Source organism: Rhizobium brockwellii, assembly GCF_000769405.2.
GTDB lineage: Bacteria > Pseudomonadota > Alphaproteobacteria > Rhizobiales > Rhizobiaceae > Rhizobium > Rhizobium brockwellii.
In genome coordinates this window covers 241,960-261,950 of sequence record NZ_CP053442.1, presented here as the reverse complement: position 1 = coordinate 261,950, position 19,991 = coordinate 241,960, and the positions used below count along the sequence as shown (strand labels likewise).

At 60.4% G+C, this 19,991-nt stretch carries 21 protein-coding genes; 12 read left to right on the top strand and 9 right to left on the bottom strand.

The features are described from left to right. Nucleotides 1–959: 959 nt before the first annotated feature. The gene (locus RLCC275e_RS31565; protein WP_033183905.1) at nucleotides 960–1,526 is read left to right on the top strand and encodes a sugar transferase; all 567 of its coding nucleotides are present in this window, start codon (nucleotides 960–962) and stop codon (nucleotides 1,524–1,526) included. A 123-nt stretch (nucleotides 1,527–1,649) separates the two neighbouring features. Then, nucleotides 1,650–3,746, top strand: a complete 2,097-nt coding sequence (locus RLCC275e_RS31560) for a polysaccharide biosynthesis protein (RefSeq protein ID WP_246723442.1) — start codon at nucleotides 1,650–1,652, stop codon at nucleotides 3,744–3,746. Here RLCC275e_RS31560 and RLCC275e_RS31555 read toward each other — a convergent pair. The 3 genes from RLCC275e_RS31555 to RLCC275e_RS31545 all read right to left on the bottom strand — a co-directional run bounded on the left by RLCC275e_RS31555 (nucleotide 3,694) and on the right by RLCC275e_RS31545 (nucleotide 6,009). Beyond that, entirely contained in the window at nucleotides 3,694–4,968 is a 1,275-nt protein-coding gene (locus tag RLCC275e_RS31555; RefSeq protein ID WP_033183906.1) for an O-antigen ligase family protein, read from the bottom strand. The two genes, RLCC275e_RS31560 and RLCC275e_RS31555, sit on opposite strands and share 53 nt — an antisense overlap. 328 nt (nucleotides 4,969–5,296) lie before the next feature. Further along, nucleotides 5,297–5,548 (bottom strand): hypothetical protein, encoded by a 252-nt coding sequence (locus RLCC275e_RS31550; RefSeq protein WP_027687181.1) that lies wholly within the window; start codon nucleotides 5,546–5,548, stop codon nucleotides 5,297–5,299. Between the two features lie 56 nt (nucleotides 5,549–5,604). Further along, on the bottom strand, nucleotides 5,605–6,009 hold the full coding sequence (locus RLCC275e_RS31545; RefSeq protein ID WP_050516860.1) for a DUF2934 domain-containing protein: 405 nt from the start codon (nucleotides 6,007–6,009) through the stop codon (nucleotides 5,605–5,607). A gap of 272 nt (nucleotides 6,010–6,281) precedes the next feature. Here RLCC275e_RS31545 and RLCC275e_RS31540 point away from each other — a divergent pair, with 272 nt between their 5' ends. Together RLCC275e_RS31540 and uxuA are read left to right on the top strand one after the other, a co-directional pair. Then, the gene (locus RLCC275e_RS31540; RefSeq protein ID WP_033183908.1) at nucleotides 6,282–7,004 is read left to right on the top strand and encodes a GntR family transcriptional regulator; all 723 of its coding nucleotides are present in this window, start codon (nucleotides 6,282–6,284) and stop codon (nucleotides 7,002–7,004) included. A gap of 41 nt (nucleotides 7,005–7,045) precedes the next feature. Beyond that, nucleotides 7,046–8,233 carry a mannonate dehydratase gene (gene uxuA / locus RLCC275e_RS31535; RefSeq protein ID WP_033183909.1) on the top strand — a complete coding sequence of 396 codons (1,188 nt, stop codon included), beginning with the start codon at nucleotides 7,046–7,048 and terminating at the stop codon, nucleotides 8,231–8,233. Nucleotides 8,234–8,258: 25 nt separating this feature from the next. Here uxuA and RLCC275e_RS31530 read toward each other — a convergent pair whose 3' ends face one another. Next, nucleotides 8,259–9,176 (bottom strand): AraC family transcriptional regulator, encoded by a 918-nt coding sequence (locus RLCC275e_RS31530; RefSeq protein WP_003552167.1) that lies wholly within the window; start codon nucleotides 9,174–9,176, stop codon nucleotides 8,259–8,261. Between the two features lie 118 nt (nucleotides 9,177–9,294). Between RLCC275e_RS31530 and RLCC275e_RS31525 the strand changes: the two genes are divergently transcribed. Both RLCC275e_RS31525 and tehA read left to right on the top strand, forming a co-directional pair. Beyond that, entirely contained in the window at nucleotides 9,295–9,633 is a 339-nt protein-coding gene (locus RLCC275e_RS31525; RefSeq protein ID WP_033183910.1) for a carboxymuconolactone decarboxylase family protein, read from the top strand. 68 nt (nucleotides 9,634–9,701) lie between these two features. Then, entirely contained in the window at nucleotides 9,702–10,703 is a 1,002-nt protein-coding gene (tehA, locus tag RLCC275e_RS31520; RefSeq protein ID WP_033183911.1) for a dicarboxylate transporter/tellurite-resistance protein TehA, read from the top strand. A 35-nt stretch (nucleotides 10,704–10,738) separates the two neighbouring features. Here tehA and RLCC275e_RS31515 read toward each other — a convergent pair whose 3' ends face one another. Then, nucleotides 10,739–11,386, bottom strand: coding sequence for a TetR/AcrR family transcriptional regulator (locus RLCC275e_RS31515; protein ID WP_033183912.1), 648 nt, complete (start codon nucleotides 11,384–11,386; stop codon nucleotides 10,739–10,741). Between the two features lie 136 nt (nucleotides 11,387–11,522). Here RLCC275e_RS31515 and RLCC275e_RS31510 point away from each other — a divergent pair, with 136 nt between their 5' ends. Continuing rightward, nucleotides 11,523–12,707, top strand: a complete 1,185-nt coding sequence (locus RLCC275e_RS31510) for an HlyD family secretion protein (protein WP_033183913.1) — start codon at nucleotides 11,523–11,525, stop codon at nucleotides 12,705–12,707. Between the two features lie 24 nt (nucleotides 12,708–12,731). Further along, nucleotides 12,732–14,321, top strand: a complete 1,590-nt coding sequence (locus tag RLCC275e_RS31505) for a DHA2 family efflux MFS transporter permease subunit (RefSeq protein ID WP_033183914.1) — start codon at nucleotides 12,732–12,734, stop codon at nucleotides 14,319–14,321. Nucleotides 14,322–14,372: 51 nt separating this feature from the next. Here RLCC275e_RS31505 and RLCC275e_RS31500 read toward each other — a convergent pair whose 3' ends face one another. After that, the gene (locus RLCC275e_RS31500) at nucleotides 14,373–15,242 is read right to left on the bottom strand and encodes an aldose 1-epimerase family protein (RefSeq protein ID WP_033183915.1); all 870 of its coding nucleotides are present in this window, start codon (nucleotides 15,240–15,242) and stop codon (nucleotides 14,373–14,375) included. Nucleotides 15,243–15,346: 104 nt separating this feature from the next. Then, nucleotides 15,347–15,676: a DUF6665 family protein gene (locus RLCC275e_RS31495; RefSeq protein WP_033183916.1), complete on the bottom strand. Its 330-nt coding sequence runs from the start codon at nucleotides 15,674–15,676 to the stop codon at nucleotides 15,347–15,349. Nucleotides 15,677–15,880: 204 nt separating this feature from the next. Here RLCC275e_RS31495 and RLCC275e_RS31490 point away from each other — a divergent pair, with 204 nt between their 5' ends. From RLCC275e_RS31490 to RLCC275e_RS31475, 4 genes are all read left to right on the top strand, one after another. Then, nucleotides 15,881–17,503 (top strand): ABC-F family ATP-binding cassette domain-containing protein, encoded by a 1,623-nt coding sequence (locus RLCC275e_RS31490; RefSeq protein WP_033183917.1) that lies wholly within the window; start codon nucleotides 15,881–15,883, stop codon nucleotides 17,501–17,503. A gap of 101 nt (nucleotides 17,504–17,604) precedes the next feature. Beyond that, complete coding sequence (locus RLCC275e_RS31485) at nucleotides 17,605–17,997, top strand: VOC family protein (protein WP_033183918.1); 393 nt, start codon at nucleotides 17,605–17,607, stop codon at nucleotides 17,995–17,997. Between the two features lie 138 nt (nucleotides 17,998–18,135). Further along, nucleotides 18,136–18,726 carry a hypothetical protein gene (locus RLCC275e_RS31480; RefSeq protein ID WP_033183919.1) on the top strand — a complete coding sequence of 197 codons (591 nt, stop codon included), beginning with the start codon at nucleotides 18,136–18,138 and terminating at the stop codon, nucleotides 18,724–18,726. 99 nt (nucleotides 18,727–18,825) lie between these two features. Then, entirely contained in the window at nucleotides 18,826–18,990 is a 165-nt protein-coding gene (locus RLCC275e_RS31475) for a DUF1328 domain-containing protein (protein WP_003549551.1), read from the top strand. 82 nt (nucleotides 18,991–19,072) lie between these two features. Here the strand turns inward: RLCC275e_RS31475 and RLCC275e_RS31470 are convergent, their stop codons facing one another. Together RLCC275e_RS31470 and RLCC275e_RS31465 are read right to left on the bottom strand one after the other, a co-directional pair. Then, nucleotides 19,073–19,432 (bottom strand): EF-hand domain-containing protein, encoded by a 360-nt coding sequence (locus RLCC275e_RS31470; protein ID WP_033183920.1) that lies wholly within the window; start codon nucleotides 19,430–19,432, stop codon nucleotides 19,073–19,075. 20 nt (nucleotides 19,433–19,452) lie between these two features. After that, a complete protein-coding gene (locus RLCC275e_RS31465) occupies nucleotides 19,453–19,701 on the bottom strand; it encodes a YMGG-like glycine zipper-containing protein (protein ID WP_003552191.1) in 249 nt (82 codons plus the stop codon). Nucleotides 19,702–19,991: the final 290 nt, after the last annotated feature.

The window sequence follows — 19,991 nt, the reverse complement described above, 5'->3', positions numbered from 1 at the left end:
TGTGCCTTGGACCATTCTGTCGATAAAATCACCAAAACCGGCGAAATGTCGTCATTATCTCCGATTCTCTGAGTCTGACAAGGAGAATAGCGTTAACAGGAGGTCAACGCACCGCAGAATCGCAGGTCATCGCGATTCTCTCTTAAAAGGAAGGTCGCGATTTGCTTATTCACAGGTCATGTTGACTGCCGTCAAAATGGAGAATTTTCACAACAAACGCAATGGCTTAAAAGTTTAGTCTCTCGAGGTCTCTCTTCGTTGCGCTCAAATTCGTATCACGACACGGATCACAGAGAGAACGCCAGCAGCCCGCCCGATCGCCTGGCGTTAGGTCAGAGACGCTGACGAATTTGGAGGGCATTGCAAACCTTCTCACAAGCAAAGGAACTCTTGTTCAGTCCGAAACGCGAGATCGGAGGCGAGGCCCTTTAGCGCGTTCGCGCCTTGGCCGACGAGACGCTTGTGCGTTGCGACGTCCGAGACGTGTCGAGCGCAATCACCTTGGAAGGCCGTCTTCGTCGTAGAGGTCGTCATGGACGGGGGTCGTTCCGGCCGGCACCATGCACCGGCCTTCGGCGGCGAGGTCCCAGATCAAAGATCAAGCGTACGCTCGACGAGATTGTTAACCGGCATACTGGTGCGCCGGGCGACCGAATACGCCAGTTCCTTGAGAGCCAATCAAAAGCGGCTTCTTATCGTTTTATCGTTGCCCTTTTTTCATAAGAACGCCGGTATCCGAACCGAACATTAGGTAGAGCGGAAGAATGCTCGCTCCGAGCGCAGAACCCCTGGCGGGGAACAGTTTTCGTGAATTGGTCGAGGCGATCCGCCTGCGCGGTCAATATTTGCCGATCCTCGTCGGTCCGCATCCGGAGAATGATGGCAGTTGACGCGAAACGGTTTTTGACGATAGGGCGAATGACGGATGGTCGGTCGGTAAGGTGGAAGAACTGCGGAGCATGGATTTGAAACGGGCGGTGGATTTTTTCCTGGCTTTGATTGCGGCGGCGATCCTGCTCGTTCCAATCCTTGTCGTCGCTCTTTGTGTGCGCCTGACCTCGCCGGGACCGATCCTCTATTGGTCAAAACGTGTCGGCCGTTTCAATCAGATCTTCCTGATGCCGAAATTTCGCAGCATGCGCGTCGACACACCGACGGTTGCCACGCATCTGCTCGAAAATCCGGATCGGTTTCTGACACCCATCGGCTCGTTTCTGCGCAAATCCAGCCTCGACGAACTGCCGCAGCTCTGGTGCATTCTCGAGGGGAAGATGAGTTTCGTCGGCCCGCGGCCGGCACTCTACAATCAATATGACCTGATAGAGTTGCGCACCGCCCATGGTGTCGACAAGCTCCTGCCTGGATTGACCGGATGGGCCCAGATCAATGGCCGGGACGAATTGCCGATTCCGGAGAAGGTAAAATTCGATGTCGAATATCTCGAACGTCGCTCGTTCGGCTTCGACATAAGCATCCTTTTTATGACCGCCGAGAAGGTCATCCGCCGTAAGGGCATACGGCATTAAGTTACCTACTTCTGATAGATAAGTCGGTGCGGAAGACCTTGATTTCCGATTATTTCAGTTGCGCTCGTTGCAGAAAGCGACAAGAAGGTGGTTGTCCATTGATCTGCGAGACGCTGGTAAGCAATGCTTGAAAATACGCCCACTGAGACGCCGCGCTCGGGATGGTTCTTGATGCCGCTGCAAGCGCTCGTCGCCCCTCTGCTGGCAATGCCGCGTGTTGCCAAACGCGCTCTGGCTTTGCTGGTGGATTCCAGCTTTTGCGTTCTGACGATCTGGCTGGCCTATTGCTTCCGTTTGAACGAATGGACGGTGCTCACTGGTGTCCAGTGGTTGCCGGTCGTCGTTTCACTGTGCATGGCCCTTCCCATCTTCATCGTCATGGGCATGTACCGGGCGATCTTCCGTTATGCCAATATGGCTGCTTTCATTACTGTTCTGAAGGCCATTGCGATCTACGGCTTCGCCTTCATGACGATATTTACTGCCCTCAGCGTCCCCGGTGTTCCCAGAACCGTCGGTATCCTCCAGCCCTTCCTGCTGTTGATTGCGATCGGGCTGTCGAGGTTGAGTATCCGCTACTGGCTCGGGGACGCCTACCAGCGCATCCTTCACAAGAATATGCTCGCCAAGGTGCTGATCTATGGGGCAGGGACGGCCGGGCGGCAGCTGGCCGGTGCCTTGATAAACAGTGCCGAACTCAATGTCGTCGGCTATCTGGATGATGATCCGCGTCTCAAGGGCGGCGTCATGGGTGGTTTGCCGATCTACGACCCCTCGGATCTTCCGGTGCTTGCAGAATCTCTCGGCGTGCACAACGTGCTTCTTGCTCTTCCCTCCGCATCGCGGCAGCGTCGTAATGAAATCCTGGAGCACATCCGTAAAGCCAGGGTCAATGTTCGCACGCTGCCGGATCTCACGGCCCTGGCTCAGGGACGCATTGCCGTCTCCGACATCAGAGAGCTGGAGATCGAAGATCTGCTGGGGAGGGAAGCGGTCGCGCCACGGCAGGAGTTGCTCGACAAGGCGATGCGCAACAAGGTGGTTATGGTCACGGGTGCTGGTGGCTCGATCGGCGGCGAGTTATGCCGCCAGATTCTGCGCAACGAGCCTTCGAGCCTGATCCTCATCGATCAGAACGAGTTTGCGCTTTATAATATTCATGCCGAATTGCAGAAGCTGGCCGAACTGTACAAACACGAAAATACGCAGATCGTCCCGATTCTCTGTTCTGTCCGCGATCAGGATCGCATGGAACATGTCATGCAGAGCTGGCGACCTCAGACGCTCTATCATGCGGCCGCTTACAAGCATGTTCCCCTTGTCGAACATAATGCCGTGGAAGGCATCAAGAACAATGTGATGGGTACGCTGGTCGCGGCACGCGCGGCGAATAAATGCGGCGTCTCGAATTTCGTGCTGATCAGTACAGACAAGGCCGTGCGTCCGACAAATGTGATGGGCGCCAGCAAGAGGTTGGCAGAGATGGTTCTGCAGGCGCTCGCAGCAGAATCGGCGACTGACAGAATGCGAACGAATTTTTGCATGGTCCGTTTCGGAAACGTCCTCGGCTCCTCCGGATCCGTCGTGCCGCTTTTCAGGCAGCAGATCAAGGAAGGCGGCCCTGTTACGCTGACACATCCTGACATAACCCGCTATTTCATGACCATTTCGGAAGCCTCGCAGCTCGTCATACAGGCCGGCGCGATGGCCGACGGCGGCGACGTTTTCTTGCTCGACATGGGGGAACCCGTTCGCATCGCCGATCTCGCCCGCAAGATGGTTGAGCTTTCCGGGCTGGCTGTCCGTGATGAGAACAATCCCGAAGGCGATATCGAGCTGTCCGTTACCGGTCTTCGGCCCGGCGAGAAGCTCTACGAAGAACTTTTGATCGGCGACAACCCAGAAACAACCGAACATCCTCGCATTATGAAGGCGCGCGAGGATTTCCTCTTCTGGTCGGAGCTTTCGAAAAAGCTCAGCTCGCTCAATGCGGTATTGGATCGGAACGATATGGTCGCGGCACGTGCGATGTTGGCCGAACTCGTCTCCGGCTATTCCTCAACAGGTGAGGTCTCGGATCTGGCTTTCAGCGGCGCCGAGCCAATACGGCTGCCTCAGCCAATTCAAAGCACGTTGTTGAGTCTGCAGGCTCAAGGGGTGCCAGACGTCAGCTCCGGACGACCGGCGCAAAGCGCGTGCTGCCGCGATCCGCACAAATAAGGGCGACGAGGTAAGCGAAGATCGGATCCAAAGCTTTCTGATTGAACATGATGCCAAAGCTGCCCGTAATGACGTAGCTGCTGACGAGCAGAAGAGCGAGCGCAATCGCCAAATCCCGGCCCGGTCCCGCTTCTTTTCTCAATGCGCCTATCACCGGTGTCAGCAACATCAGCGAAAGTGCCGCAATACCGAAAACGCCGGCGTCGATTCCTGCGGTCAGAAAGCCGTTGTGGACATGCGAGTAAGGCAGCTGCGGCCTTATGTTGTCGGGCAGTTCTGCCAAAACCGAACTCATCCGGTTCTGCGGGCCATAACCCGTCAACGGGTCCTTACTAATTGCCGATAGTGCGCCTTTGTACAGAGCGAACCGGGCACTGAGCGACGTGATCTCGCCGTCGGTGCGTTCGAGCGACGTCAGATTTTCCTGAAGCGCCTGGATGCGATGGAGGATCTGGCCGCTGCCCAGGGTGATAAGTCCCGCCAACAGCAGGGAGCTGGTAATAGCCAGGCTGCGCAAACTCAGATGGAAGCTGTGTTTGCGAAAATACCAGAGGAAGATGACGATATGGATGGGAATGACCAGCCAGGCCGAGCGCGTTCCCGAAAGCAGAACGCAGCCTAGACCGGCGGCATATCCCAATATCGCTACTCTTTGCTCCACGCTTCTGGGAGATTGAACGTTGAGAAGCGCAATGCCGCCAAACAGGATCCCTATCACGCCCAGGAGCGCAGCATTCGAAGTTCCGGCCTCTGCTCTCTCCATCAGAAACATGATCTGCAGGAGACTGAAAAGAAAGGTGACGATCATGCCGATGCCTGCGCCGAGGATAAAGAGCGGCACAAGACGGCCATCGGGAGATTGGCGCATCCGCGGCAATATCAGCCAGATCGAAAAGAAGGGCAGGAGCCGGAATATCCAGTCCGCTACTTCGGAGTAAGGCGGATTGATGAAGATGCTGGCGATCATCACCAGCGGGTAGATCGACATGAAAATGGCAACCAGCCGGTCGGATCTCGACAGGTTCAAGGTGAGGCGGCCCGTCGCCAGACAGTAGATGCCCCACACCATCGACGCGAGGAGGATGAAGGAGTTAAAGTTCGGCGAAAGCCCTGGAAGGATTGCAAAGAGAAAGACGGCAATGCGGTTATTTCGGTCGAGTGCGCTTCCGGCCTCATCCCCCTGACAAAGCACTGCCATCTTGAGTTGTCTAAAATAATTCACTTTGCCGGTCCTGACCGTGTCGATGCTGCCTCGCTAAGGATCGCGATCACAGCTGTCAAGCTGTGATGAGGGTGCAATCTATGGCTTTATTCGACGTGGTATTCTGGCAACAGGCGCCTGGACAGACCTGGTTCTGTTCGATGATGGGTGGCAAATGGGTGCGACCGTAAGGCCGGCTTCAAAGGAAAACACGTTTGAGGTGCGAGCTTGATTTGAAGGTTTTCTCGTCCAGCGGCCGAGGAGCGTACCGCCGGGAGAGAAGGCGGCAACGTCGGGATCGGCACGGCTAGTCGAAGAACGATGCATGCGCCCCGTTGAATGGCTGCCGCTATCGCCAATATGGGCGTGTCGAACCTTCAGCCGATGATCGACCAAGGAGATAGCCCAGCCCGAATGCGACGATGCCGGTGGTAAGCAGCAATGCGCTTGCGGTGTGTGGGTGCTCTCTAACGCCGGAAGCGACCGCATAAGCCTCACGCTTCATCTCATTGGCTGCCGACTTCGCGACCTTGGTCAATCCCTCCGGCTGCTCAGTGGGCGTTCCTGTGAATCCGGCGTTCAAGTTCTGTTTGTCGGTCATGTCGGGTACCTTTCTGAAATTGGCAAGAGGTCTGAGATTGGCGCGAGCCGGAAAGTTCAATCCTGCTCGCGTGTGCCGGGGGAGGCTTCGCGTTGGTCGGCGTCCTCGAGATCGGTCTTGACGAGAAATGTATCCGTATGCTGCCGCGAGGCCTCTCGCAGTGCTGCCAGGTTTGGAGGGTTGTCGGCTTCGCCCTGCTGCGCATCGAGTTCATGTTCGGCCAGGGTCCAGTGATGCCCGTGCTTGCCTTCCGGCTTCCCTTCCTTCTCCCACAGGGAATATGCCCTTCTTCGGATCTCTTCCTCGCGGCTTGCTGCCGGCGATCCGCCGCTCTGGCTGCCGACTTCTTTTGAGGCTCGCGGAGCCGCTTTCCGTCTGCCTGCGTCCGCGGCGGGTCGAACTCCCGGTCGGCTGCCATCGGTCGTATTTTCGCTCGTTTTGGGTTGTGCTGGTTTTTTCATGAGGGTCTCCTTGCGGATCTCAACCAACTTGGCCGATCTAAGTTCCAAATAAAGAGCGCCTCGGTGCAGAGATCGGGTTTACATTTCTGCGAGGTCTGTCATTCACCCGGGCTTCGCACCGTAATTGCCGTTCCATGTTTTTGCCTCGAGCCTACGGCGCGCGGGTCGACTTGCTCAATTCGCGAAGCGCGGAACCTTGAGCGGCATATCTTGGCACGGCGATAAAACTGATATACTAGTATGCCACGGAATTTCAGCGTCCCGGTATATCCATGCGGCAAGCATCAGAAACCGAAGTTTTGGTCGCCCCGGCATCGCGGGAGGTCGGGGCCAGGCTGCGCCGGATCACAACGGCCGGCGCCATCTATGAGCGCCTCTATGCCGACATCGTCTCGCTGCGGATGCCGCCGGGAATGTCCTTGCAGGAAAAGCGGATCGCCGACGATTTCGGCGTCAGCCGCACGCCGGTGCGCGAAGCGCTGCTCCGGCTTTCCGAAGGCGGACTGGTCGACATCTATCCGCAGTCGGGCACCGTCGTATCGCGCGTGCCGGTTTCGGCGATTCCCGAAGCGGTCGTCGTGCGTAAGGCGCTCGAAGGCGCGACCGTCGAGGCTGCGGCTTTGACCGCCACCGCTGCCGACATCGCCCATCTCGACGCCATCATTGCCCGCCAGCAGGCACATGCCGCGACCGGCAATGCCTCGGGCTTCCATGAGGAGGACGAGGCCTTCCATGAGGCGATCACGCAGATATCGGGTTATCCCGGCATCTGGGCAACCCTGAAAACGGTCAAGGTGCAGATCGACCGGGCACGGCGGCTGACGTTGCCGGTGCTCGGGCGCATGGATACTGTCGTGCAGGAACACACGATCATTCGCGATGCACTCGCCGCCCATGATGCAGCGGTTGCACGCAGCGCGATGACCCATCATCTGAGTGCCGTCATTCCCGATGTCGATGAGTTGCGCGCGCGTTATCCCGATTATTTCTGCTGACGGCAGTGCTTGAACGAGAAACGAAAAGGCGAGGAAAGAAGATGCGGCAGGGTTGGAGATGGTTCGGACCGCAAGCGCCGGTGACGTTGGATGAGGTCCGCCAGACGGGCGCGACCAATATCGTCTCTTCGCTACATCAGGTGCCGATCGGCAGGGCCTGGACGGAGAAGGAAGTGCGCGAACGCCAGTCTCTGATCGAGGCGACGCCCGGCGACCGCTCGCCGCTCGTCTGGTCGGTTGTCGAGAGCATCCCGATCCCCGATGCCGTCAAGCGCAAGGGCGGGGAGGCGAAGGCCGAAATAGAGGCGTGGATCGCCAGCCTCGAAGCGGTGGCTGCCTGCGGCATTCCGATCGTCTGCTATAATTTCATGCCTGTCGTCGACTGGACCCGCACCGACCTCGATTACGTGACGCCGACAGGCGCCACCGCCATGCGTTTCGATCACGAGCGTTTCGCAGCCTTCGATCTCTTCATCCTGGAGCGGCCGGATGCGGCCCAGCACTATTCCACCGAGGACCGCGAGAGGGCGCGCGTGGTCTTCGAGTCGATGACCGACGATGAGGTCGCCGACATCACCCGCATCATCACCTCCGCTCTGCCGGGGTCGACAACTGAGCCTCTGACCATTCCGGCCTTTCGGGATAAGCTGGTTGCCTATAGCGGTATTGATGCCGCAAGGCTGCGCCGGCACCTGGTCGAATTCCTCGAGGCCGTCACGCCCGCCGCCGAAGCGCGCGGCGTCAAGCTGACGCTGCATCCCGACGATCCGCCGCGTTCGCTATTCGGCTTGCCGCGCATCGCCTCGACGGCCGAGGACTATGCCGCTCTCTTCGATGCGGTGCCGTCGGCGGCGAACGGCATGTGTTACTGCACCGGCAGCCTCGGCGTACGCGCCGAGAACGACCTGCCTGCGATCGCCCGGCGCTTCGCCTCGCGCATCCACTTCGCCCATCTGCGCGCCACGACGCGCGAGGGCGACGGCCGGACATTCCATGAAAGCGCCCACCTCGAAGGTGATGTCGACATGGTCGCCGTTCTTCGCGAGCTGGTTGCCGAAGACAGCCGCCGCGCTCCCGAAGACACCATCGTCTTCCGCTCGGACCATGGCCACCGCATGCTCGACGATCTCGACAAGGTGGTCACACCGGGCTACCCGGCCATCGGCCGCATGCGCGGCCTCGCCGAACTCCGCGGCATCCTGCATGCGCTGGGCGCGCCGCCGAACTGAGGAGACCTTCGAGCGTCAGGGACAGTCAGGAAAACTGCTGGCGGAACCGGGCGGGCGTCAGCCCCTTGCCCGCCTTGAAGGCCTTGCCAAAGGCGGCCTCTGATTCATAGCCGACTTCGGCGGCGATATCCGCGACTGTGCGGCGTGTCCGCAACAGCAGGTCGCTTGCAAGCATCATCCTGAGATCCGTCAGGAAGGTGCCGACGGTCATTGCCGCAGATTCCTTGAATTGTCTCGCATAGGTCGCCCGCGACATGGCGCTGAGATCGGCCAGTTCATCGATCGTCCAGTCATGCGCGGGGTCGGCCATCACCGCCATCACCGATTTCACCAACCGCGGATTGGTCAGCAGCGGCAGCACGCCCGGCGTCCCGAGCGAAGCCGCGCCGCGCGAGCGGAGCGCCATGGTGAAAAGCGCAAGGCACATGGCCGTGACGATCGTGCGGGCGCCCGGCTGCTCTTGCGCCGTCTCCTCACGCAGCAGCGAGACCAGCATCTTCAGCGTTTCCTCCGACTGCGCGCCGATCAGGGAGGCCTGAAAGACATCGGGCAGCGTATCGAGCAGCAGTGTCGACGAGCCCCAGGCGCAATCAAAATGGCCGCAGAGCAGATCGACATCCGCCGTCTCCGCCGGTGCGTTTTCGCGCAGCGGCAGCATGCCCTCATGCGTAACCTTGAACGGCGTTGCCGGCCCAGCGTCCTCCGTGCCGATGATGGCGTGCGCCGCGCCGCGCGGAAGAAGCACGAAATCGCCGGACTGCATGAACACCTCATGGCCGGCCGACGTGCGAATCCGGCAGTTTCCTCCAAGAACGAGATGAAAGGGCACGCTGCCTCTGGCAGTGGCTTCATGGTCGATATGAAAGGCGCCTTCCAGCCGGCAGCGAATGTCGAGCGCCGGTTGCAGGCGGGAGAGGTCGATCAGGCGGCTGAGCATATCCATGAGACGTTCGCGCTAGAAATTGAGCCAATAGAGCATTCAAAGGATCTCTTCGCGGGTTCATAGTCCTTTCGGAAAGACGAGGCAACGACGCCATCGCCTGGAGATAAAGGAAACTGCCATGTTGAACTGGAAGGAATACCGCGCGGAGCTTTTCGGCCGGGTCGGTGAGATGGCCAAGCTCGCGCCGGAGACGGTGAAGGGCTACCAGACACTGTCCGCCGCCGGCCAGAAGACCAATCACCTCGACGCCAAGCAGCGTGAGCTGATTGCTCTTGCTGTTGCCGTGACGCTGCGCTGCGATGGCTGTATCGTGGTCCACACGACCGAAGCCGAAAAGCTCGGCGCCACCAGGGAGGAGATCGCCGAAGCCCTCGGCGTCGCAATCTCGGTCAATGCAGGTGCAGCACTCGTCTACTCGGCGCGCGTACTCGACGCCGCCGAGACCATTACCAGTTAGTCGTTCGTCCAACCATGTGAGGGCAGGGCGTTATGCCCTGCCGGTCCGAACCAGAGCGAGACCAGACCATGACAATGCAATCTGCCGAACGGAACATCGGTGCCGGTTTGCGGTTGCCGCGCGTTCCGGCTTCCTTCTACAGTATCGTGCTCGGCGTTGCCGGCCTCGGCAGCAGCTGGAGGGCCGCAGCGGCCATTTGGCCGGTGGCCACGGATGTGGGCGAGGTGCTGAGTTTGTTGGCCGTCGCGATCTGGCTGGTCGTGACCCTATTCTATGCGGCCAAGTGGATCGTGGCGCAGGAGGAGGCGATGGCGGAGATCGATCATCCCGTTCAATGCTGCTTCGTCGGCCTTGCAGGCGTTGCCACCATGCTGGTCGCTCTTGCGCTGCTGCCCTATATGAGGATCACCAGTGAAATACTCTTCGCCATCGGTGTCGCCTTTACGCTGTTCTTCGCGCTCTGGCGCACAGGGCTTCTTTGGCGCGGCGGCCGTGATCCTGTAGCGACGACGGCGGTTCTCTATCTGCCGCTTGGCGCCGGTTCCTTCGTTGCGGCGACGGTCGCCAGCGCTCTCGGTTATCAGGATTGGGGGCAGCTTGCCTTCGGTGCAGGTTTCTTTTCCGCGCTCGCAATCGAATCCGTGCTGCTCCATCGCCTGATGACCTCCCCCGTCATGGCCGAGCAACTGCGCCCGACGCTCGGCATCCAGCTCGCTCCGCCTGCCGTCGGCAGCCTCGCTTATCTGAGCGCCACCTCCGGCCCGCCGGATATGCTTGTTCATGCCATGCTTGGTTACGCCGTACTCCAGGCCTTGTTGCTGCTGCGCCTGCTGCCCTGGATCATGAAGCAACCCTTCGGGGCCTCCTACTGGGCCTTCACCTTCGGCGTCACCGCGCTGTCGACGTCAGCACTGCGCATGGTCGGGCGCGGTGATGTCGGGGCCGTTGCCGATCTTGCGCCCTTCCTGTTCCTGCTTGCCAATGTCGCCGTCGGCCTGATCGCGATCGGGACGATCTGGCTGCTTATCAGGGGCAAGCTTCTTCCTGCACCCGCGCCGGCTCGCTCGTAAGGAAAATCATTGCGCTCTGAAGCCCGAGCGATGCTTCAGAGCGCGCAGCCCTTCAGGAAAAGGTCGGCGCACATCTTCGCTCGTGCCGCAATAGCCTCGATCTTCGGCGGCGGTTCCTGGCGCAGGATCGCCGCGCGCTGCGGCTCCATGGCCATCATGCCGCGCAGCATGCCGCAGGCGAGATGCGGATCCTCGAGCACAATAAGGCCGCGGTCGACCTGCCGGCGCAGCCAGTCCTCCATCAGCGCATTGGTGCGCAGGATCGCCTGTTCGTAGAAGGAGGTGGCGATTTCAGGGAAGCGGTCCGACTCACCGATGACGAGGCGCATGATGGTGACCGTATCTTCCGAAAGCGACAGCATGCCGTAAGCCATCAGCATGCGCTCCAGCCCATCTCTCAGATCGGCGACGGCGAGCGTCGGGGGATCGAGCGCTAGCAGGAAGCCGACGATACGCTCAGAGATCGTGCTGGCGAAGAGATCGGCTTTGGTCGGAAACAGCCGGTAGAGGGTCTTTGTGGAAACACCAGCCTCCTGGGCGATCGTGGCGATGCTGGCCGCCGCGTAGCCATTCTCGTGAAACTGGGTGTTCGCGGCCTCGATGATCACGCTCCTGGTGTCGTCGTCACAGCGCAACTGCGGCCTTCCGCGCGGCCTTCTCTCAATTTGTTGATTTTGGACCATGATGATTTTCCAAATTCCCATTGACATCCGTTTTATAGTGCATATTTTGGAAAACATCAAGTTTCCTAAATAGGATTTCACTTGAATTCAGAGGCCGCAGCCCAAGAGACGGCGACCCGTCATCCGGAGAGAGACAATGACTACCAAGAAGCTGCATGCCTTGAACAACAATACAGCCGTCGAAACCACCGCCGAAGCCGCCCCGGCAAGCTTGGACGCCGGCAAGCCGCCGCGCGTCACCGAAGCTGCCGCCCCCGTTGCCGAGGAAAAGCCCGCCCGCAAGCGCGGTGGCCGCTCCCTGCTTCTCGGCGCCACCGCACTCGTGATGATCGCCGCCGGCGCCTATTACGGCCATGATTACTGGACGGTCGGCCGCTTCCATATCTCGACCGACGACGCCTATGTGAAGGCCGACAGCAGCACCATCGCCCCCAAGGTTTCAGGCTATCTCGCCGAGGTACTCGTCATGGACAACGAGACAGTCAAGGCTGGCCAGCCGCTCGCCCGCATCGACGACCGCGACTTCAAGGCGGCCCTCGATCAGGCCAAGGCCGATGTCGCCGCAGCAGAGGCCACCGTCAACGCCAAGCAGGCTTCGCTCGATATCCAGCAGTCGACCATCGCTGCGGCCCGCGCGACCGTCGACGTCGACCGCGCCAACGAGACCTTTGCCGAGCAGAACAACAAGCGTTATTCGAACCTCGCCACCAGCGGTTATGCCCCGGTCCAGACGGCGCAGCAGGCCGCCTCGCAGATCGCTGCCGCCCAGGCCTCGATCGTCCGCGACAGTGCCTCGCTCGATGCCGCCGTCAAGCAGGTCGATCTGCTGAATGCCGAGCTTGCCCAGGCGAGGGCGTCCCTTGCGCGCAGTCAGGCCGTCCAGCACCAGGCCGAGCTCAACCTTTCCTATGCGACGATCACCGCGCCTGTCGACGGCACCGTCGGCAACCGGACGCTACGCGTCGGCCAATATGTCCAGGCCGGCACCCAGCTGATGTCGGTCGTGCCGACGACGGCTGCCTATGTCATCGCCAACTACAAAGAAACCCAGCTCACCGACGTCAAGGCCGGCCAGCCCGTCGATATCGAGGTCGATATGTTCCCCGGCCGCACCTATCACGGCCATGTCGACAGCCTCGCTCCGGCAAGCGGCCAGGAATTTGCCCTGCTGCCGCCCGATAACGCCACCGGCAACTTCACCAAGGTCGTCCAGCGCATTCCGGTCAGGATCGTGCTCGACGGCGACGCCGCCGCCAATGGCGACCTGCGACCCGGCATGTCCGTCCAGCCGAGCATCGACACCAAGAACGACCGTAGCTAGGCCGGGGGACGAGGAGTTCGTGTCATGTCCACCATCGCAGCAACATCAATCGCCGCTCCGCAGCCGAAATCCGGCGCCAGCACCAGGGAATGGATCGCCGTTCTCGCCGGCATGATCGGCGCCTTCATGGCGATCCTCAACATCCAGATCACCAATGCCTCGCTGCTCGACATCGAGGGCGGCATCGGAACGGGCGTCGACAACGGCGCCTGGATCTCCACCTCCTACCTCATCGGCGAGATCGTCGTCATTCCGCTGACCGCCTATTTCAGCAATGTCTTCTCGTTCCGCCGTTATATCCTCGTCAATTCCGTCCTGTTTCCGCTGTTTTCGATTGGCTGTGCCTTCGCCCATGATCTCGGCACGATGATCGTGCTGCGCGGCCTGCAGGGTTTTGCCGGCGGCGTGCTGATCCCGATGGCCTTCACCATGGTGCTGACCAAGCTGCCGAAGCACCAGCAGCCGCTCGGCCTTGCGGCCTTCGCGCTTTCGGTCACCTTCGCACCGGCGATCGGCCCGACCATCGGCGGCTACCTCACCGAAAACTACGGCTGGCAGACGATCTTCTTCATCAACGCCATCCCGAGCGCCATCATGGCGGTCGCCCTTGCCCTGACGCTCGACAAGCAGCCGATGCGCCTCGGCCTGCTTCGGGAAGGCGACTGGGCCGGGATCTTTAGCATGGCGATCGGTCTCTCGGCGCTGCAGACGGTGCTCGAAGAAGGCAACAAAGAAGACTGGTTCTCCTCGCCCTTCATCGTCAAGCTCAGTATCGTCGCCTTCGTCTTCCTCGTCGCCTTCATCTGGATCGAGCTGACGGTGGAGAAGCCGCTGGTCAAGCTGCGCCTGCTGAAGCAGCGCAATTTCGGCATCGGCGTTGCCGTCAACGTGCTGGTCGGCGTCGCCCTTTTCGGCACCGTCTATATCCTGCCGCAATATCTCGGCCAGGTGCAGCGCTATAATGCCGAGCAGATCGGCAATGTGCTGGCATGGACCGGCCTGCCGCAGCTGCTTTTGATCCCGCTCGTGCCGATGATGATGAAGCGCTTCGATGCGCGTTACATCGGCTTCCTCGGCATCTCGATCTTCGCGATCAGCTGCTTCATGAACATCACCTTGTCAGCCGATACCGCAGGCGACCAGTTCTGGATCCCGAACATCGTCCGCGCCATCGGCCAGGCGCTGGTGCTGACGCCGATCACCGCGATCACAACGGCTGGCATCGCACCTTCGGATGCCGCCGCCGCCTCGGGCCTGACCAACATGCTACGTAATCTCGGCGGCGCTGTCGGCACGGCAACACTCGGCACCGTGCTGACCAAACGCGAGCAGTTCCACTCCAACATCATCGGCCAGTCGGTGACGCTCGGCCGCGACGAAGTCCGCACCCGTCTCGACCAATTGACCGGCTACTTCATGCAGCATGGTGTCTCCGACCATGCCGTCGCAGCCCAGAAGGCCGTCGTGGCGCTTGGCCAGGTCGTCAAACGCCAGGCCCTCATCCTCGGTTTTGCCGATACCTTCGCCGTCATCGGCGTGGTTCTTGCCATTGCAGCCGTCGCCCTGCTGCTCACCCAGAAGCCGCAGGCCGGCGGTGGCGCTGGCGCTCATTAAATGAAACATCGGCGCTCGCCCGACTTCCCGGCGAGCGCTTTCCGCTGTCTTCTATTGCGGAATTTCGACCGTGAAGACGAAGCTCTCCACCGCGCCCGGCGCCAGGATCGTGGTGGACGGCCTTTTCGAAAGCTCGCTCGAGCTCCCCGCTTCCGCAGCCGTTCCGTGCCAGGGCTCGATGCAGAGGAAGGGCGCGCCCGGTTTGGTCCATAACGCAAGGTTGGGCAGGTTTTCGAAATGGAACTGCATGGTCGGCCCGTGTTCGGCGCCATAAGCCAGCCCTTCGCCCGCACCATCAGGGAAAATCATCGCATCCTGCTCGAACATCGAATGATCGAGCACCAGCCGGCCGGCCTTGAACGGGGAGGGCAGGGCCGCAGGGTTGATGAGGCCGCCTTCCAGCCGCACAAGCGCCGGCTCGCCTTCATTGTCGAGCCTGACGATATGGTCGCGACCGGAAGCACCCGGCAATGGCCAGGCGAAGGCGGAATGAAATCCGAGGCCGAACGGCATCGCCTTCTGGTCGCGATTGGTAACCTCCGCCGTGACAGTCAGCACGTGACCCTCCACCGCATGCACCACGGCCAGCTGAAACTCGAAAGGATACACCGCCCGCGTCGCATCCGAGGCGGTCAGTTCGAACCGGCACATCGTCTCGGTGGATGCCGCAAGGGTGAATTCGCTGCGGCGGGCAAAGCCATGCTGAGCCATCGGATAGACCGTGCCGTCGATCGCGATCTTGTCGTCAGGCGCCTTGCCGACGATCGGAAACAGGATCGGCGACCGCCCGGTCCAGAAGGCGGCATCGCCGGTCCACAGCCACGAGCGTCCGTCGCTTGATTTGAGCGCCTGCATCTCGGCGCCGAGGGAGGAGACATCGACGGTGAGATCCTGATTCCCGATCCGGATTGAGATTGGCATCGCGTTTCCTTTCGCATTGGTTCCGCATCAAGCCATACCGTTCCGCACCGGCGATTTCCACCCAATAGCGAGGCTGGACGGCTGCCACACCAGCCGTCGCCGCGCTATTTTCGCACTGCGCCCAATCTCGCGATTACCTCGTTGGGGATGCCGTAACGCTGGATGGCGTCGCGGTTGTTGCGCAAGCCGCAGATCTCACGCTGGATGAAAAACGCCCAGACGGCGTCTGATGCTTCATTGAGAAGCCTCTCGCGCTCCTCCGTGCTCTGGCGGTCGGCAGCCCAGGCCTTCAGGGCGGCGAGCGTCGCCTCCACCTTCAGCCCGTGACGTCCAAGCGAATCCGCGCGTTCCGACATCAGCTCGTATTCGAGAACGTTGAAGCCGTTTTTATTCTGCTCGGATGGTCTGAAGGACTGCGGCGGACGAACGCTCATTGGCGCGAGTTCCCGTTGGCGTGAGCCGCGATATTATCCAATCCTGTTCCAAATTAAAGAAGGTGAGCATGATGTCGTTCGAAAACCGCTCAGGCTTTTCGGCATTATATTCTTGAGCGAGAGGGTGAGAAACAGGGCTATCCTGCGGTTTCCCCGCATGGCATAAGCGCGCCAAAATCTCCTTCTGCAGGCGCCGCGCAAATCATGATCCGTATCGAGAATATCAGCAAGCAGCTCAGCCACCGTATCCTCTTCATCGAGGCGTCCGCGGCTCTTAACAGAGGCGAGAAGATCGGCCTCGTCGGTCCGAACGGCGCCGGCAAGACGACCGTCTTCCGGATGATCAACGGCGAGGAGCAGCCCGACGAGGGGCAGGTCTCCTGCGAGAAGGGCGTCACCATCGGCTATTTCAACCAGGATGTCGGCGAGATGGCCGGCCACAGCGCCGTCGCCGAGGTGATGAACGGCGCAGGTCCGGTCAGCATCGTTGCCGGCGAATTGCGCGATCTGGAGGCGGCCATGGCCGATCCCGAACAGGCCGATAACATGGAGGAGATCATCGAGCGCTACGGCGAGGTGCAGGCGCGCTACGAGGAGCTGGACGGTTATGCGCTCGAGGGGCGCGCCCGCGAAGTGCTCGCGGGCCTGAGCTTCAGCCAGGAGATGATGGACGGCGATGTCGGCGCGCTGTCGGGAGGCTGGAAGATGCGCGTGGCGCTCGCCCGCATTCTCCTCATGCGCCCCGACGTCATGCTGCTCGACGAGCCGAGCAACCATCTGGATCTGGAAAGCCTGATCTGGCTGGAGGAATTTCTGAAAGGTTACGAGGGCGCGCTGCTGATGACCTCGCATGACCGCGAGTTCATGAACCGCATCGTCACCAAGATCATCGAAATCGACGGCGGCACGCTGACGGCCTATTCCGGCGACTATGAATTCTACGAGCAGCAGCGGGCGCAGAACGAAAAGCAGCAGCAGGCTCAGTTCGAACGCCAGCAGGCGATGCTCGCCAAGGAGATCAAGTTCATCGAGCGCTTCAAGGCGCGCGCCTCGCATGCTTCGCAAGTGCAGAGCCGCGTGAAGAAACTGGAGAAGATCGACCGGGTGGAGCCGCCCAAGCGCCGCCAGATCGTTTCCTTCGAGTTCCAACCGGCGCCGCGCTCCGGCGAGGACGTGATCAACCTGAAAAACGTCCACAAGAAATACGGCAGCCGCAGCATTTATGAGGGTTTGGATTTTGTCGTGCGGCGCCGGGAGCGCTGGTGCATCATGGGCATCAACGGCGCCGGCAAGTCGACGCTGCTGAAGCTGGTGACGGGTTCCACCGCGCCAGACCAGGGCAGCGTTGCGCTGGGCGCCAGCGTCAAGATGGGCTATTTCGCTCAGCACGCCATGGATATTCTCGATGGCGAGCGTACCGTCTTCCAGATGCTGGAAGACCAGTTTCCCCAGGCGGGGCAGGGGCCGTTGCGCGCGCTGGCCGGCTGCTTCGGCTTCTCCGGCGACGATGTCGAGAAGCGGTGCCGGGTCCTATCCGGCGGCGAGAAGGCGCGGCTGGTCATGGCGATCATGCTGTTCGACCCGCCGAACCTGCTCGTGCTCGACGAGCCGACGAACCATCTCGATCTCGACACCAAGGAAATGCTGATCAGGGCGCTGTCGCAATATGAGGGCACGATGCTGTTCGTCTCGCACGATCGGCATTTCCTCGCCGCACTCTCAAACCGGGTGCTGGAGCTGACCCCCGACGGCATCCATCAATATGGCGGCGGCTATACCGAATATGTGGCGCGCACCGGCCAGGAAGCGCCTGGCCTGCGAAGCTGACTATTATTTTTGCGCGGGATGTCGAAACCGTCAGCGTCGAAGCGACCAGTGGAGAGCCGGCCAGCGATATCGGTTGGTTGGTGGAAGCAACGGAGGAGAAAATGCCCATGCTGTTGGATCGGTTCGAGGTCGTCACCCTGTTCGTCGATGATATCGACGCCGCCAAAACGTTCTACCAAAAGGTCTTTGCGCTCGACGTCGTTTGTGAAGACGCGGTATCCTCAGTCCTGAAATTCTCGGGAACGATGATCAACCTGCTCGATGCAGCGCAGGCGCCTGAACTGGTCGAGCCCTCCGCCGTGTCAGTCCCCGGTTCGGGCGCGCGCGTCCTGCTGACGATCAAGGTCGATGACGTCGATTTGGTCTGTGCAGAGCTGCACAAACTCGGGGTCGCGCTGCTCAATGGTCCGATCGATCGTCCATGGGGTCGCCGCACCGCGGCTTTTGCGGATCCGTCGGGCCATGTCTGGGAGGTCGCGCAGGAATTGCGCTAGACAGCTGTTGCGCGCTTTGCCGCTGCCTTCAAATTTAGGGGGTCGTGAGGCGAGAGGGCTCGCCTCTCCGGCCTCATCGATGCGTCTCGGCAAGCCGCTTCGTCCATGCGAAGAACGGATTCAGCGGCTATTGCCACGATGATGACCAAATTCCGTGGTGTTCGGAGGCCTCTTCATGCAATCGGGGACGGGCGCATCGGCATGGACTGGATCAATCGTTATATCGATCAGCCGCTACTGCACGGCGCGGCGGTTTTGCTGCGGAGTTGGCATCTCCGCACGCGGCAACCGCCGGAGCTGCTGGAGCCGACGTGGAATCTCGTCGTGCTCTTCTTTCTCCTGATCGCGAGCGGGCAGGTTATGGCCGGCGAGACTTTCACGCTCAGTGTCGCCGCGCTGATCATGCTGGCGTTGCCGTCCGCGCGAAAGCTGCTTTCGGCTGTGAAGGCAGGGCAAGGCGGTTACGGCGCTCGGGAGTACAAGTCGCTGAGAGCGCGCGCCATCGCCAAACGTGAGGCGGAGTGGTCGGTGCGGATCATCGTCCTCTTCGCATCGGCCTGCCTTCCGTTCATCGCCCGCATCGACGATCCGGTGGGAGCCTGTTTCATGTTGGGAGCCAGCATCTGGTTCGTGCTGACCGGGCCGCTCAAGGCCTATCTCGATGCGGCCGAACCTCCCGAGCCGAATGAAGGCGACCGCACGTACAGCGGCGCCTTTCATTTCGGCTGAAGGGAGCCGATGCGACGCCGCATGTCCCGGCCATCAGACGGATGGGAACCAAATGCGGCCGTCTCCGTTATCTCCGCAGCAACGTACAAGGAGATTGCGATGCTTTACTACGCTCTGGTATTTCTCGTCGTGGCCTTGATTGCCGGCGTCCTCGGATTTGGCGGCATCGCAGGGGCGTCAGCTTCCATTGCCCAGGTTCTGTTCTTCATTTTCCTGGTGCTGTTCGTCGTATCTCTCGTCATGCGACTGATGCGAAAAGTATAGAACGGACAGATTAAAGTATAAAAACCCGGCGAAGCACATCGCCGGGTTTTTCTTTATTGCCACATTCGGTTTCATGTCTCCATCACTGAAGGCTTCCGTCCCGGTCGTGGTCGGCTGTCGCGAAATCCGCCATCACCCGCTGCATGAATTCGCTTCGGCTGATGCGGCCGTTGTGGTTCGCGTCGGTCAGAGTGAATTGCTCGATCGTCAGGATCTGCACCGTCTCGTCGGACTGCAGGCTGCCGTCCTTGTTCTTGTCGAGACTTCCGAAAGCCGTGCCCATGAAGGTCTCGTATTCCGATCGGTCGACGGTCTTGCTGGTATTGGCGTCAAGCCGATCCATCTGGCCCTGATACATTGATCCGAGCTCTTGCTGTTGTTGCGCCACTGCCCCAACGCATTGGCACAGTATGAATGTGGTCACCAAAGCCAAGGTCTTCATCGCTTGATATCCCTCCCCAATTAGCGGCAAGCCAGACGGTTGCCGACGTAACCGCCGCCGCCGATGCCGGCGCCGACAGCAAGCACCTGCCCGGTTCCGGCGCCGATCGTGCTGCCGATCAAGCCACCGACAATCGCGCCGCCGACGGTTCCGGCGATGCAGCCGAATTCGGAATTACGATCCGAGACGGCCTGCGACGTCGGGCCGGACTGGCAGGCGGAGACGGCAAGGCATCCCGCCAGTATGATGTTTGTCCTGCGTATGCGCATCTTTCCCTCCCGATGAAATTACCCGTTATCTCCAATAGAGATCGGCGGGCGTACGATTGTCCGGCCCCCGCGAAAATATCGCCTGATTATATTTCTCAAATTCAGACTTAGTTTCTGTTTGAACAGAAGCAGAATTCCGAAAAACAAGCGGAAATTCTGCGGCAATGCCAAGCAATCATGCCGTTTCCTCTCCAGTTGCAGTGCTGCATGAAGAGTATCTTCGAACAGTACAGCTATCTATACGGCATGGCAACCTGCGCGATCATCGATCGCCTATCCAAATAGGGGCG

Coding starts and splice junctions, on each gene's coding strand:
- RLCC275e_RS31565 (WP_033183905.1), top strand. CDS start 960: ATGGATTTGAAACGGGCGGTGGATTTTTTCCTGGCTTTGATTGCGGCG.
- RLCC275e_RS31560 (WP_246723442.1), top strand. CDS start 1,650: ATGCTTGAAAATACGCCCACTGAGACGCCGCGCTCGGGATGGTTCTTG.
- RLCC275e_RS31550 (WP_027687181.1), bottom strand. CDS start 5,548: ATGACCGACAAACAGAACTTGAACGCCGGATTCACAGGAACGCCCACT.
- RLCC275e_RS31545 (WP_050516860.1), bottom strand. CDS start 6,009: ATGAAAAAACCAGCACAACCCAAAACGAGCGAAAATACGACCGATGGC.
- RLCC275e_RS31540 (WP_033183908.1), top strand. CDS start 6,282: ATGCGGCAAGCATCAGAAACCGAAGTTTTGGTCGCCCCGGCATCGCGG.
- uxuA (WP_033183909.1), top strand. CDS start 7,046: ATGCGGCAGGGTTGGAGATGGTTCGGACCGCAAGCGCCGGTGACGTTG.
- RLCC275e_RS31530 (WP_003552167.1), bottom strand. CDS start 9,176: ATGGATATGCTCAGCCGCCTGATCGACCTCTCCCGCCTGCAACCGGCG.
- RLCC275e_RS31525 (WP_033183910.1), top strand. CDS start 9,295: ATGTTGAACTGGAAGGAATACCGCGCGGAGCTTTTCGGCCGGGTCGGT.
- tehA (WP_033183911.1), top strand. CDS start 9,702: ATGACAATGCAATCTGCCGAACGGAACATCGGTGCCGGTTTGCGGTTG.
- RLCC275e_RS31515 (WP_033183912.1), bottom strand. CDS start 11,386: ATGGTCCAAAATCAACAAATTGAGAGAAGGCCGCGCGGAAGGCCGCAG.
- RLCC275e_RS31510 (WP_033183913.1), top strand. CDS start 11,523: ATGACTACCAAGAAGCTGCATGCCTTGAACAACAATACAGCCGTCGAA.
- RLCC275e_RS31505 (WP_033183914.1), top strand. CDS start 12,732: ATGTCCACCATCGCAGCAACATCAATCGCCGCTCCGCAGCCGAAATCC.
- RLCC275e_RS31500 (WP_033183915.1), bottom strand. CDS start 15,242: ATGCCAATCTCAATCCGGATCGGGAATCAGGATCTCACCGTCGATGTC.
- RLCC275e_RS31495 (WP_033183916.1), bottom strand. CDS start 15,676: ATGAGCGTTCGTCCGCCGCAGTCCTTCAGACCATCCGAGCAGAATAAA.
- RLCC275e_RS31490 (WP_033183917.1), top strand. CDS start 15,881: ATGATCCGTATCGAGAATATCAGCAAGCAGCTCAGCCACCGTATCCTC.
- RLCC275e_RS31485 (WP_033183918.1), top strand. CDS start 17,605: ATGCCCATGCTGTTGGATCGGTTCGAGGTCGTCACCCTGTTCGTCGAT.
- RLCC275e_RS31480 (WP_033183919.1), top strand. CDS start 18,136: ATGATGACCAAATTCCGTGGTGTTCGGAGGCCTCTTCATGCAATCGGG.
- RLCC275e_RS31475 (WP_003549551.1), top strand. CDS start 18,826: ATGCTTTACTACGCTCTGGTATTTCTCGTCGTGGCCTTGATTGCCGGC.
- RLCC275e_RS31470 (WP_033183920.1), bottom strand. CDS start 19,432: ATGAAGACCTTGGCTTTGGTGACCACATTCATACTGTGCCAATGCGTT.
- RLCC275e_RS31465 (WP_003552191.1), bottom strand. CDS start 19,701: ATGCGCATACGCAGGACAAACATCATACTGGCGGGATGCCTTGCCGTC.